The sequence below is a fragment of the Parasphingorhabdus sp. genome (genome assembly GCF_039982415.1).
GTDB lineage: Bacteria > Pseudomonadota > Alphaproteobacteria > Sphingomonadales > Sphingomonadaceae > Parasphingorhabdus.
Genome location: NZ_JBDWYL010000002.1, coordinates 55896 through 69748, shown reverse-complemented (window position 1 = coordinate 69748; position 13853 = coordinate 55896). Strand labels below are relative to the sequence as shown.

Here is a 13853-nt window from a genome sequence, read left to right as displayed (position 1 = left end):
TAGTGTAATCTTTTGAGAATAAATGAAAGTTTCTTTTGATACTTTCTAGCCAGCATCCGCTTCTGATCCCGCCGATGCGCTGATCAAACCGCGATAAGCGCGCACAGCCGATCGATTACCTTTGGTCACTTCGAAAACATCTTCTGCAATGGGCATCGCGACATTATATTTTTTCGCTAGGGCCATCACTGTTGGAGCGCTTTTCACGCCTTCGGCAACCATCAGCATTTCTTCAATGATATCGTCAATTTTTCGGCCTTTGCCCAATTCTACGCCCACATGCCGGTTGCGGCTCAGTGGACTGGTGCACGTTGCGATCATATCTCCCATGCCGGTCAATCCCGCAAATGTCTCTGGGCGTCCCCCAATTGCAACGCCAAGCCGGGTGATTTCGGCCAACCCCCGCGTGATGAGCGCAGATCGGGTATTGTCTCCTGCTCCCAAGCCATCCCCCATTCCGACAGCGATCGCGATTATATTTTTTAAGACGCCGCCCAATTCACAGCCCAGCAGATCAGTATTGGTGTAAACCCGGAACAGCCCCGAATGGAATAAGCGCTGCAATTGTTTGACGATAATTTCATCTTCCATCGAAATGACACTGGCAGCGGCCTGTCCCGCCATGATCTCACGCGCCAGATTCGGGCCCGTTAAAACGCCAACCGGATGCCCCGGTAGCACATCTTCGATCACTTCGGTCATGCGCTTGCCGGTTGCCAATTCCAAACCTTTGGTCAGGCTGATTACCGGGACCCATGGCCGTAAATAAGGTTTTGCGTCCTCCAGTACATTGCGAAAATTGCTTGATGGAATGCCCATGACCAGCACATCGGCATCCGACACGGCTTCGCCAATATCACTGGTTGCCTTCAGCGCTTCTGGCAATTCGGCATCGGCCAAATATTTGCTGTTGCGATGGTTGTTGTTAATATCATTGACGGTTTCGCTATCGCGCGCCCAGATTTTAATCGGAGCATTGCGCGAAACCAATGATGCCACGGTCGTTCCCCATGAACCACCACCCAATAGCCCGACGCGCAATTTCATATCTGATCCCCAATTTTGTACCGACTCCTCTTGTTGAGGAATTTTATATTTTCAAACTGGCGACAATTTCAGTGTTTGGCAAGAAATGCTCTATGGGCCTGGGCTGTTTCTTTCGGTCGCTCAACCATAGGGATATGCCCTGTTTCTTCGAAAACCACTGCTTCGCTATCGCGAATGCCTTCGTCCAGAACGGCAACGCAGCTCACATCAATTAACCGATCCTGCCGCCCCCAGATAATCAACGTCGGAGCCAAAATTTCGCCCAACCGGTCATTTAGCGGCTGATTGAGTCCAGCGCCGGCAATTTGCCAAAATATCTTGTCTAAAAGTTCGCGGTGCGCTGCGGCATCTGCGTAGAATATCTTCTTGAAATTTTTGGGCATGGCTACTGGCTTATGCGAAACAAACGCCATGAGTCTATCGACATCGGCGAGACTGCTCAAAGCCAGAGAATTCTCTCCTTTTTCTGCAGCTACTGCCAATTCGCTGTTGACCGAACCAACAACACCAGCATTGTTAAACAAAGTGAGAGAAGCCACTTTATCGGGATATTCCATCGCAAATTGCAGCGCGATAAATCCGCCCATGCTGTTCCCGCCAATGTGGCATTTTGTGATTTTCATGGCATCGAGAAACGCATTGAGACGATGCACCTGTGTGGCAATATCATAGTCGCGATCCAACGATCGGTCATTTTCGCCAAAGCCCGGTAAATCTGGCGCAATCAGATGATGCGTTTTTGTGATATGCGGCGCATATAATGACCAATTATCCTTGTCGCCGCCAAATCCGTGGAGCAACACTATGGGTAGGCCATCCGGACGACCGCCTTCCAAATAAGGCCAATTATCTTCGCCGGCTCGAATGGCTTTCTGCCGCATCCCTCCGCGCATCCGGATCATCGCGGTCATCATTTTGTAGAGCCATTGCGGAACAATGAAATAGCTCAGCACTAGCGCCCCAATCAAGGCCGCCAATAGGTAGAAAATGAACATCATTGCGTAGTCCCCTCACTCGCATGTCATGCTTATTTCACAGCAATATTATCGATCCAATCGGTCATATCGGTCAAAACCCGATCCCGTTCCGGCTCATTAAAAATCTCGTGATAAAGTTCGGGATAAAGCTTGAGCAGCTTTTTCTCCGATCCGATATTTTTCTCTAGAAATACAGATCCTTGAGGAGCAGTCAGGCTATCCTCCTCGCCATGCATCAAGAGCATAGGCAAGGTAATTTTCGCCGCATCCCGCTGGATCAAATCCATATTTTGCATCATCTCTGCGGCCAGTCGCGCGCTTATCTTAGTGCCCGATACTAGTGGATCGGCAAGATAGTCTGCAACGACCTTGGGGTCCCGGCTCACACCGTTGGCATCCAGTCCCAACACACCGAGTTTCGGAGCGATTGAAGACAATAGCTTGCTCACAGTTTTCAAGACCGCCGACGGTTCATCCGTCGCCTTAATGGCCGGCCCTGACAGAATAGCAGCCGCAAATTGCGATTGTTGAGCGAGCAAATAAGTCGCGGCAATCAGTCCGCCGAGACTATGTCCGACCAAAATCATCGGTCTTTGCTGCCCTTCTGCCGGCAATTGCGCGATAAGCGCGTTCAAACCGTCATGATAGACAGAAAAATGCGGCACAAAGCCGCGATCACCTGCCGATTTTCCATGCCCCCAATGATCAAGCGCGTGCACAGCATAGCCCCGTTCAACGCAATGTTGAGCAAAATAGCCATAGCGCCCACTATGTTCGTCATAGCCATGAACTAAAATAATCGTCGCTTTTGCTGGGCTTTCCGGCGACCAGCTTTGGAAATAGAGTTGATCACCTGCCGCCTGAGAAGGCGTAGCCAACGTCAACGACGATTCTTCATGTCTCAAGCGATTTTCCTCTTCATCGCCACCGAATGATCATGCGCCAGTTCGGTTTCATATTCGAACAGGATCCGGTCCAAGGTCTGACTGATTTTGGTCTGCACCCGAACCATTTCAATTTTTGGCCAGGTCGTGCGTTCTCCCAATTGGATCAATTCTCCAATTTCTTCGACCGACAAGTCACTTAAGATTTTTGCAGGACTCCAGAACATGGTCGGACGGATAATATTGATATCACCGGTATAATCCTGATTGATTACCGACAATGTCATATTGGCCATGCTATTCAGCCGCGGGAAATAAGAAAGCGGCTTTTGCATGATTTCGACATTGGCGTTCAACCAGGCCTTCATTGTGGATGTCGTCGCATTTCTAATCGCAGATATCGGCGTTCTTTGCTGTTTCACGTCGGTTGCAAAAGGCGTGATCAAAGGATTAGCTTGACTGACAATATGGTGATTCACGCCATAAAGGCGCGCCAGCCTTTTGGCGGGCAGATCGTGTGTCACCGAGCCATCAACCCACTTGCGATTGGGCAGATAGGGCTTGCGCTCGCCTTTATGGTCTTTGGCCGCCAAGGTCACCGGCGGATAAACGCCAGGCACGGCACAAGAAGCCATGACCGCTTCGCGGACATAGACATTGGGTGAAGCGATTGCGTTGAGCAAACGCGACGTTTGATGTTTTTCCGCCGGCGCAATGGATACATTAAGATGCCGACCGGTCAGATCATAAGCTTCCTGAAAGGTTAAATCCGGAATCATATTGTTGATACGCCGCCGAATCTCGTCAACTTTCAGTCGTTTCGTCCCGCCCAATAGCTCCAACCCGGTTTGCGATACTATCTCATCAGCGCCTTCCGCTACGAGATTTTCAGGATCGAAAAAGGGCGGAATTTCGTGGTCTACATGAGTGCTGATCAATGCGCCTACGACCGAACCACCGCTGGAGCCTGACATGATATGCGGCAAAAGACCTTCCAACCATAAAGCTTTTACCACGCCCATATGGAAATATAAAAAAGCCCCCGATCCGCTCATCAAAAATGCAGAACGGCCGTAGCAATGTTGGGCCCGGCGGAAAAAATCGAGCTTTTCCTCAAAGGGAATATCATCAACTTTATCGCTCGCGAGATATTCCAGCGAGTTTACGATCGCATCGACATAATCCTGAATGAGTTGCTTGGTACCAAATTTCGCTTTTTGGTGCAGGCGATCATTGCCCATACCGTCCATATTGCCATGGATGCCTTCATTCAGCGCATAGAGCAAACCCGCATTGTCTTGGGCTTTCCACAGTTTGGACAAACGCTTAAGACGACGGCGAATGGATACATTATCAAAATGTTTGCTTTCGTCGGCTTTTTTCCATGTATCAACGCCGGTAGAACGATCATGGGCAGCAGCCGCATCAGACCAGTCGGAATAATTTTCCGCCTGCGCCATGGCTTTTTCCATCTTCAAGGTGGTGTTCAAAATCATAATTTACTCGCTTACTGACCGACTGGATACACCTATTTGCGCAGAAAGACACCCGATAACGCATGCTATCCACCGATTATCCGCTCCTTATTTCTTTTTGGCAGGTGGCGCTTTTCTCGGCGTTTTTGATACCCGCCGATACATGATGGAAGCATCTTGCGGTTTGGCGGCTTTCTTTTTAGGCGCTGCTTTCGCCTTAGCCGCGCGCTTACCGGTCCCGGGCTTGGCATCGCGTAACTGGACAAAGGCCGCTTGCAGACATTCTCTGAAAAATTCAATATCCGGCATGATTTTTCGATCTGAGATCACGCTGAACGAGATCGTCCCATTATAGCTAGGCGTCGCAATGAATAAGCCCATACCATTGCCCAAGGGTCCCAAACCATATTGATGGGTAAGCTTGGCGCCATTCATATATAGTTGCACTTGAGGACCGGGAACGTTGGAAACAAACAAATTGCTGACCTTTTGGGCAAATCGCTCGCTGTTGAGAACCCGCGCAACGCCGGACATGGTCGCCCCGGGAATATGTTTCGTCAAATCGGTCATGATGCGGGCGCTCAGTCCCGATTTAGCGGCTTTGGTTTCACGGGTTGTGTCTCTAATCGCCTCCATACGCTGCAAAGGGTCTGCAATATCGGACCAGATTTTCACCGTCATGGCGGAAATGTTATTTCCCGGATTGGCCTCTTCACCCGTGCGGCTTCGCGCATTTATCGGAGCAACAGCTACCAGAGATTCGGCTGGCAACTCTTTGTGTTTGGTAAGATATTTCCGTAATGCTCCACTGCAAATGGCAAGCACGACATCGTTGATCGTTGCCCCTTCCACTTTCAACCTGACGGCTTTTAACGCCTCGAGATCAAATGTGACCGCTTCAAACATTTTATGCGGCGAAACCGGTCCATTAAATCGCGTCTCGGGAACCTTGCCTTCCGACGACTGACTATTAGGACCGATATTTTTCTGCGCGTTTTTCAATATGGCGGGCGTTAATTTCAGCAATGCCTGCGTCAATTTAACCGGTGATGTAATCGTGCTGTTAACCGCCCGGCTCAAAATATCGGCGGGTTCCGGCAACGGTGCCATTTCCGCCTCCTTCTTCGGCAAGGGAATGGCAGGCGTACCCTTTGTATCAATGTCTGACAGGGCAGCGAAAAAATGGGCGCCCGATGTCCCATCGATGGTGGAATGATGGATCCGAGTCAAAATCGCATAACTGCCTTTGGCAATGCCTTCGATATTATCCAGCCCTTCCACGACATACATATCCCAGAGCGGACGATTCATATCGAGAGGTTTGCTGTGATGCCGGGCTACGTGAATACAAAATTGCCGCCAATCGCCAGGCTCTGGCAAACGGCTGTGGGAAATATGCGCTTCCAGATCAAAATGCTCATCTTCAACCCAATAGGGATGATCTATATCCAAGGGTAAACGGTAGAGCTTGCGTTTGAACATCGGCGATATCACCATACGGCCGCGAATATGTTCGATTATATCTTTAAACCGAACCTTGCCTCCCGGGGCCGATGACGGGTCGTAAATATAGACAGCCATTACGTGCGTGAGATTATCCGGCGTTTGCATGTACACAAACTGGGCATCCTGGGCGCTAAGCTGATGGGGTTGGGGATTGTCAGTCATAGGGGGATACCTTCCAAGAGACTTGTTCATTCAAAAATTTTGTCAGCCAAGCTCAAAACTTCCAAGCGCGATTTTTCCATGCGACGCGACAAGGCCCGGAATTTTCGCAATAGGGCTTTGCGCGCGGCAATAGTTTCTACTGTAGTTTCACCAGTCAAACCTTGGCTTGCCGCCATTTTGAAACCATTTTCAAATAGTATTTTCCCGATTGATGCCTCGCTGGTTATCCGACGCAAAAGATAGGCTTGGCGCCCTTCTTTCAACGCCTCTTCAACACAGCTAGACTTATCTATTGCTTGTCCCGGTTCTAAACGGGACAAGATATCCAGAACCACCGTATAGGATTCTACAAATGGCAAAAAGACAGCATGACCAATGAGTGGTTGAAACCGATTGGTCAGGCTCTTTAACATCACACCACCTGTGTTCAGCTTCATTTCCCAATCGGGACAAGCCCGTGACAATTCCGCCTTGAGATTTTTGCGATATTCTTTTTTGGGGGGATAGAAAAATTCGAATTTGAACAAATCGCGCAGCCGATCCGTTTCCGACCAGAATATATCCGCCGCTACATTTTCTTTGTCTTCCCTCGCCTTTAACAAGGACAGTTCGATAATCGCTTTGTCGAGAAAATGATGAATGATCGAATTGCGATAATAGCTCGCTAGGGGATGTTTTTCAGGTTCGATGGTGTACACGGTGCTCGAGCCTTGATCATAACGCACAAAAAGTCCGCTATTGACCAATGTATCGACAACCTCCTGAATGCCTTCCAAATTCTGTTTCGTAAGATCATCGCTAAAGCGGATGTCCCGCTCCTGGGCCCATTCGACAAAGAAATTAATCACTGCTCGCAATTCTTCGGCGGTCATGGCCCGCGGGGCAGTTCCCAAGAGGCTGAGACACATTAAGGAGGTCAAGGTCAGCGGCGTCGCGCGATTGGCTTCCACCGCGACTTCAAAAGCTATTTTGGATAGCCCGATCCGATCATTAGGCTCCGGCGCCTTTTTGACGATGACCGGTTTCCCGAAATCAACATAGACCTTGCCCATCGGTTCGCGCAGGCTTCGCAAATAGCCGATAAACCAACTTAAGGATTCCGCCTTTTTTACCCGACCGGTTTGTTCGGTTGCATATTCTTCGACATCACGAATAAGATCAAAACTGGTTACCACGGGAATGATATGCACATTTTCAATGTCATTCACATTGGCGCTGTCCATCACATATTTGAGCAAACCATATCGGGGCGGCATTAGTTTGCCCAATCGCGACCGTGTTCCTTCAAAGGCCCAGGTCATTGGAAAGCGCTTTTCCAGCAAATAGCTGACATAATGGCGCAGAACCAATTTATAGACCGGGTTATTCTCGAAACTGCGCCGAATGAAAATAGTGCCGGCCCGGCGCAAAACAAAACCCAGTCCGAAAAAGTCGAGATTTATGCCGCCAAAAACGTGAACCAAGGGCAAATCATTTTGATAAGCCAGGTCCGTTGGTGTGACGCCGTCGATATAGGTTTTATGCGTAAACAACAATAATGTGGGATGGTCGCGCATAGTCTTGCGCAGGCGAGCCAATTCACTGTCCTTGAAAACCACTTCATCTTCATAGCCTTGCGACAGCATGAAACGGTCGAGCTTGGCTTTCATATCGATGAAAAAGGCGCTGGGGCGAGCGATCAGCTCCTTCATATATTTCCCCGCCTCGTCATAAAGAGCGGATTCCGGCTTATCGAGATCGGTCGCCAATTCCGTCATCGCCGCTCTGAATTTGGGATTGGCGCGCAATCCGTCAGCCACAAACCGAGGCACTTTATAGCGGCGACCGCGTAGTCCCCGTTCTTCTATATCCAGCACCAGTCCGGCTTGACGAAGAACAAAGCCAGCAAATTCCTGATTAGCTTCGCTCTCCGTTTGTGACGGCGCCTGGGCGGAAAAGCGTTCTTGCAGATTCTCTATTGTCGCGGGTTGCCCAATCAAGCAGTGGGCGCGGCGTTTATTGCGCCATAAAATTGTTCGGGCCCGAAAACTGCCCGGCGTTCTGGGATCGCCAAATAGGGCATGCCGTTTTTTGAGCGCCCTGCTCTTTTCAAAATTCGGGATGCGCCAAGCAATTCTTACCGGGATGACCAAGGTTTCTGGATCCGCCTCGAGCTTGCGCGCCAATTCTTTTAACCGCGGTTTGGTGCGATCATCGGATAAGGGCAAACTGACCCAATTTATTTCTCGGCCCGGGCCGCCTTCCGCAAGTGACGTGTGCAACCAATCGAGAAGATAACGGCGTTCAACACGATTGCGAGCATCAATGACAAAGAGTTTGGGCCCCTGTGTGAGTAGAGGTACCGCTTTCGCTATTGCCGTTGATTCGTCCATCCTTGCTCCCTATTTTTTCGCTGCGGCTGGCTTTTTCACACTGGGCTTGCGCGCCGGGCTTTTCTGCGATGGCGGTTTTTTCGCGCTACTCGCTTTGGATGTCGTCTTTTTCACCGATGCCCTTCTGGCTGGCGCTTTTCGGGCAACCGCTTTTTTCGGGGTACTCGTCTTGCTTGCGGGTTTACTGGCGGACGCTTTTGAGGTTGGTGATTTTCGGGCGGCTGGTTTTTTTGCCGTTGACCGTTTCGGTGCGGATTTCTTACTTACCCTCTTTTTTGCTCCAGCGGCTGTTTTTGCTTTGGCAGTAGTGGCGGGTTTGCGGGCGGCTGGCTTTTTCTGCGCGGCGGCTTTTGTCGACCTTGATTTGGTTGCGCCAGCACTCGCCTTCGCAGTTTGACCTGGACTTGTTCGCTTCACGACCACGGGCTTAGCAGGCTGCGAGGCGGGCGCACCGTCTTCATCTTCTTGTCCCAAGGCCTTTAAAAAGAGGCCGCGCACCTCTGCGACATGCTCGTCGAGCGTTGATCTTTTCCAGCTGCTGGTATCGACAGGTGGCAAAATATCCACTTTGACCGTTGCTGGGCGCATAACAAATTCATTTTTGGGCGCCACATCGCCAGCATTGTGAATCACAATGGGAACCATCGGAACGCCCGCTTGCATCGCAAGATGAAAGGCACCCTTTTTAAACGGCCCGACTTTGGGCGATAAGGTCCGCGTTCCTTCGGGGGCGATGCAAATGGATTTGCCATCCACCTTAATCGCATCAATCAAGGGCTCCATCGCTTTTATGGCGTTACGGCCATCGGCGCGATCCACAAAAATCGTGCCCGCCATTTCCATCACTTTGCCGATGACTGGCGTATCCTTGACTTCTTTCTTGGCAATGCCGCCGACATCTTTGCGGACCAGCTTGGCCATGATCATCACATCGGCTTTGCTTTGATGGTTAAAAACGAAAATACACGGGCGATTGACCCAGATATTTTCTTCGCCGTTAATATCGAGTTCCACTCCGGTCAAAGCCGTGGCAATGTCTCCGAACAAACCAGTTGAAAAATTGGTGGCTTCGCGCTGCGATCCGGTGAGCGCCCAAATTGGCAGTCCGGCAACAAAGGAAGTCACCAAGGAACCGGTCGCATAAATAGTGCGCAGATAATCCACGGGCTTGCCTTGCCCGCGGCTGTCAAAATTTTGCAGAGGCCAACCTCGCTCGATCGCAATTTCCGTCAATTTGCCATTGGGATTGAGCGGGCGCGGCTTGCCGACCCGTTCCAAAAGCTCGAGATCATCGTCGCTGTCAGAATAGAAAAAGCTCTTGTCCAAATTGAGCTTATGTTCGCTCGCCAGTTTTTCCGCTGCGATCACCTTGCCTTCACCGAAACAGAGTGGCCGAATAATATCTCCGGTAAACTCGCCATTTTCCACTTCATATTGGGAACAGAGCACATGCTCGATATTGAGATCCCGAGCGGTTGGTTCAATCTGGTAGATCGTTGCCGAGGACACAATCGCGACGGTGTGGCCCTTGGCCAAATGCGCTTCCACCAGTTCCCGGGATTCCGGGTAGACTTTGCGCGCAATATGTTTTTCGTAAAGCTCTTCGCCAAATTGGAAATAGCTATCCTCGGTGACGCCCTTCATAAATTTCGAAGCTGCGGTCATTAATCCGGAAAAACCCATGCTGCCCATCGAATATTGCGCCATGACATTGGCGGTTTCGACCAGCTCTTCTGCGGTCATTTCGCGGCGCTTAATCTTTTCCCACAACATCGCCGTGGCCGAATAGCCAGCGATTATTGTGCCATCAAAATCAAACAAAGCGCCAATATGCGGCCCGTCAGGCGCTGCTAATACGTCCTGCAAATGGGAATTCTGATCAACCATCAATAACCCTTAAATTTTCCCGGCCCCGCTGGCCGAAAGGCATCTTGGCAAAAAAAGCCTGCCTTTCCCAGTCTTTATTATCATAGGCGGTCAATCTGATGACATTGTCCGAATTTGAAGCAGCGCAAAGCTTTAACAAATGGCCTCGAATTCATCGTTTTTTACGAAAAAATCGGTCTAAATCACTACCATCAAACAAAAAAACGGCTGGCCTCGATAATTATTTTTGAGGGAAATCTGCGACAAATCCTGGTTACAATGATGTTAATCCATAATTTTGCGCGCTGGTTAACAACTGACCCCTATTTCGTTCATTATAAGTTCGTGGGTGAACGAGGAACAAATGAAAAGACCATCTAATTATCGCTCTAGCAAATTGGCTATTGCATCGATTCTATTCGGAACAGCGGCTCCCGCTGCTGCGCAAGCTGTTGATATCACGCCAGAAGGACCTGGCATTGATGCATCCGGATCTATCGATGTCGGAGCAAAGCCTGACGTCATGGCACCATCATCTGCACCATTGATCAATAGCGATCCCTTCGGCGCATCAGCCGTGGCCGGATCCGGTGTCACCGCAAATGCAGAACTCGAACTGCGCCCTATTGTTCCTATGGGTGGCAGCATCGATCCTTTTTCCGGTTCGATCGACCCTTTTTCCGGATCCATTGATCCCTTTAGCGGCTCTATCGATCCTTTCGCGGGCAATATAAATCCCTTTGAAGGCAATATTGATCCTTTTGCAGGCAATTTAAATCCATTTCACGGTGAAATTCGAGCCCTTTGGGGTGCGATTGATCCCTTTGGCGGCAATCTTGACCCCTTTGCAGGGAATGTTGATCCGTTTGCCGGCAATGTGGATCCCTTTTATGGCAATATTGATCCGTTCGAAGGTCAGATTGATCCGCTAAGCGGTGCTCTTTTGCCAAGCTATGTTGAGTTAAACGGTTTCTGGCATGATTTCGGCGCCAATTGGCGTGACGTCAACTTGCTGATCAATGAAATTCAAAGCGAAGGCCTGACCAGCGCCCGCTATTATGAGTTGCTCAACCTTGGCAATCTTTTGGTGAGCCATACAGAGAGCGTTTGGGGCGATGCGGTAACCGCACGTGAAGGCTCATCCGCGCAACAAAGCGTCTTGACGCCACTCTTACAAAAATTTGGCATATCTTCTTACAATCTCACCGGTTTGAGAAACTTGACACAGGGGCAACGCGCCCAATTGGTGACCGAATGGTATGACCAATTGATGGAATATAGTGGCCGGGATCATGTCGATCATTGGATGCGTACCATTAACTGGACGCCCGAATTGACCAGAATTCAAGGCAGCGGCGCTGATAGTGTTATTGGCATATTGGATTCTTCCATCGTCAATGATCCCGATCTGGAAGGCAATGTCTTCCATTCCGGCGGTTATGTAGCCCATGTGGGCGGCCATGGTACGGGTGTTGCCAGTTTGCTCATTGCTGATCATGATGGCCGCGGCGTTATGGGCATTGCACCCAATGCGTCGGTTGCCACCTATAATCCGTTTGATCAAACCGGCACGGCGTCCTGGGATGATATTCGCGATGGTATTGTTTCGCTAAAAAGCGTGAATGCCAGCGTGATCAACATGTCCTTGGGTGTGTCCGGTTGGACTTTGCATCCAGAATGGAACAATGTTTTTAACGACAATACCGTCAAGCAAATTGCCAATGACACGGTTTTTGTGATCGCAGCGGGCAATGACGGCATTACGCAAACCGAAAATGTTGAATTTCAACGCAATTCCAATTTCGGATTGATCGTTGTGGGTGCTGTCGACCCATTGGGTAATATCTCCAGCCTGTCCAACAAGCCCGGTTCAGTTTGCTTAACCGATCAAGGTCAATGTCAAGATGATAGTTACCTCAGAAATTTCTTCATTGTAGCGCCAGGGGAATTGATCCTGCTATCCGATGGCAATGGCGGCGTAACCCGCCGTTCAGGCACATCTTTTGCGGCTCCACTGGTATCGGGCGCGATTACATTATTGCATGATCGTTGGCCTTGGCTCGCACAGCATCCAGAGGAATCGGTCAATATTATTTTGAATTCTGCACAGGATCTTGGCGATCCCGGTGTGGATGATGTCTATGGCGTAGGACTTCTCGATGTAGAAGCCTCTCAATCGCCGCTCGATTTTAATCGTCTCGAAATTTATGAATATCGTGGCAACAGCCGGATCGCCCATAAAGCGTCGAGCCTGCAACAAAATGGCATCGGCAAAACCTGGGATGCCGATGGTGTGTTTTTGACGATGTTCGAAACTATCGGCAATACCCACCGCGACTTTGTCGTTCCATTTTCGAACCAGCTAATTGGCCAACGCTCCAACGTGACCGGATCGAGTGAATATTTTCAATCCTATATCACCGATCGGTTTGTTGACTGGACAACCGGCAGTTTTGCAGCATCTAACAGCGTCGGTGGATTTAGCGATATTGCCAATTACTCCACGCCTAAGCGTGAGGGTTGGAATTTTGGAATTTCAGCAACTAATCCAACGCGTTACTTGCAAAATGGACGTCAAGGACAGACACCTCATAGCGCTGTCACCTTTGGCGACGCGGCTGGGCAATTCTCATTTAATGCCGGCTTTGGCCAAGGCGCAGTTGCTTTGTTGGGCCAACAGTCGTTCGGTCTGACTTCAGACTATGATACAGACACTGGTGGTTTGAACCCGTTATTGGGTCTCGCATCAGGCGGCGGATTCTTGGATGCAGAATTTGCGATTTCCAAAAACACAAAAATAGCTTTTGGCCTAACCAATCGCCGGCTCGATCACAGCGAGAATTTCGCTTTGACGGATGCAGAGCGCGCACAGTTGAGAGGCGCTAAAGACTATAAAGCCAGCGCGTTTAACTTGCGTATGACTCACAAGCCGATGAAAGCCGCAACGCTAAGCGTCAGCTTTGCCAATGTGAACGAGAATGACGGTATTCTGGGCGTCCAATCGGCGCTTAGCAACGATCTGCGTTTTGGCTCACAAAGCAGAACCATGACCATTGGCGCTAGCTTTGACTTGCCACATGGCATCAGCATTGCTGCTTCAGCAACGTCAGCGCTGACCAAGACAAATGGCGGCACCGATCAAAATTTGCGGACCAATGGCAATGTAAGATCGTCAGCTTATGCCTTCTCGATTGGCAAACAAGGTCTGATCGGTAAGAAAGATCGTCTGCGGATGTCCTTTACACAGCCGCTGCACATCGAAAAAGGCCGCCTGGAATATAGCGCTGCGGAAGTTATTGATCGTTCGACGGGTGAAATTGGTCAAGCTGTTAATAGTTTCAGCATTGCGGATCAAAGCCGGAGGTTTACCGGGGAATTCCTCTACGCAACACCCATTATGGGCAAAGGGGAATTGTCCTTCTTCGGGCGGGCGCAATATGATGCCAATGCACGCAACAGCGTTAACGAAATAATAGCAGGTGGTCTGCTAAGTCTCCCCTTCTAATTGATCAATGGGAAGAGCTTGGGGTAACCATATTCTCTTCCCATAATCGAGATGTCGAA

General features: G+C 49.9%; 8 protein-coding genes. 1 reads left to right on the top strand and 7 read right to left on the bottom strand.

Features of this window, described 5'->3' with window-relative positions; genetic code table 11:
• Positions 1-45 precede the first annotated feature (45 nt).
• From ABJU74_RS03060 to ABJU74_RS03030, 7 genes are all read right to left on the bottom strand, one after another.
• Positions 46-1047: an NAD(P)H-dependent glycerol-3-phosphate dehydrogenase gene (locus ABJU74_RS03060; RefSeq protein WP_348382653.1), complete on the bottom strand. Its 1002-nt coding sequence runs from the start codon at positions 1045-1047 to the stop codon at positions 46-48.
• 68 nt (positions 1048-1115) lie between these two features.
• On the bottom strand, positions 1116-2045 hold the full coding sequence (locus ABJU74_RS03055) for an alpha/beta fold hydrolase (protein ID WP_348382652.1): 930 nt from the start codon (positions 2043-2045) through the stop codon (positions 1116-1118).
• 29 nt (positions 2046-2074) lie between these two features.
• Positions 2075-2929, bottom strand: a complete 855-nt coding sequence (locus ABJU74_RS03050; RefSeq protein ID WP_348382651.1) for a lysophospholipase — start codon at positions 2927-2929, stop codon at positions 2075-2077.
• Positions 2926-4404, bottom strand: coding sequence for a DUF3336 domain-containing protein (locus tag ABJU74_RS03045; RefSeq protein ID WP_348382650.1), 1479 nt, complete (start codon positions 4402-4404; stop codon positions 2926-2928). The genes ABJU74_RS03050 and ABJU74_RS03045 overlap by 4 nt, the downstream gene beginning before the upstream one ends.
• An 87-nt stretch (positions 4405-4491) precedes the next feature.
• Complete coding sequence (locus tag ABJU74_RS03040) at positions 4492-6051, bottom strand: wax ester/triacylglycerol synthase family O-acyltransferase (protein WP_348382649.1); 1560 nt, start codon at positions 6049-6051, stop codon at positions 4492-4494.
• 26 nt (positions 6052-6077) lie between these two features.
• Positions 6078-8423 carry a glycerol-3-phosphate 1-O-acyltransferase gene (locus ABJU74_RS03035; protein ID WP_348382648.1) on the bottom strand — a complete coding sequence of 782 codons (2346 nt, stop codon included), beginning with the start codon at positions 8421-8423 and terminating at the stop codon, positions 6078-6080.
• A gap of 9 nt (positions 8424-8432) precedes the next feature.
• Positions 8433-10310 carry an HAD-IB family hydrolase gene (locus ABJU74_RS03030; RefSeq protein WP_348382647.1) on the bottom strand — a complete coding sequence of 626 codons (1878 nt, stop codon included), beginning with the start codon at positions 10308-10310 and terminating at the stop codon, positions 8433-8435.
• A gap of 343 nt (positions 10311-10653) precedes the next feature.
• On the opposite strand from ABJU74_RS03030, the gene ABJU74_RS03025 reads away from it, so the two are divergent.
• Positions 10654-13794 carry a S8 family peptidase gene (locus ABJU74_RS03025; RefSeq protein ID WP_348382646.1) on the top strand — a complete coding sequence of 1047 codons (3141 nt, stop codon included), beginning with the start codon at positions 10654-10656 and terminating at the stop codon, positions 13792-13794.
• The last annotated feature ends 59 nt before the right edge of the window (positions 13795-13853 follow it).

Excerpts from the sequence above, each read along its gene's own strand:
- ABJU74_RS03045 (WP_348382650.1), bottom strand. The coding sequence starts at position 4,404 with ATGATTTTGAACACCACCTTGAAGATGGAAAAAGCCATGGCGCAGGCG.
- ABJU74_RS03030 (WP_348382647.1), bottom strand. The coding sequence starts at position 10,310 with ATGGTTGATCAGAATTCCCATTTGCAGGACGTATTAGCAGCGCCTGAC.
- ABJU74_RS03025 (WP_348382646.1), top strand. The coding sequence starts at position 10,654 with ATGAAAAGACCATCTAATTATCGCTCTAGCAAATTGGCTATTGCATCG.
- ABJU74_RS03055 (WP_348382652.1), bottom strand. The coding sequence starts at position 2,045 with ATGATGTTCATTTTCTACCTATTGGCGGCCTTGATTGGGGCGCTAGTG.
- ABJU74_RS03060 (WP_348382653.1), bottom strand. The coding sequence starts at position 1,047 with ATGAAATTGCGCGTCGGGCTATTGGGTGGTGGTTCATGGGGAACGACC.
- ABJU74_RS03035 (WP_348382648.1), bottom strand. The coding sequence starts at position 8,423 with ATGGACGAATCAACGGCAATAGCGAAAGCGGTACCTCTACTCACACAG.
- ABJU74_RS03040 (WP_348382649.1), bottom strand. The coding sequence starts at position 6,051 with ATGACTGACAATCCCCAACCCCATCAGCTTAGCGCCCAGGATGCCCAG.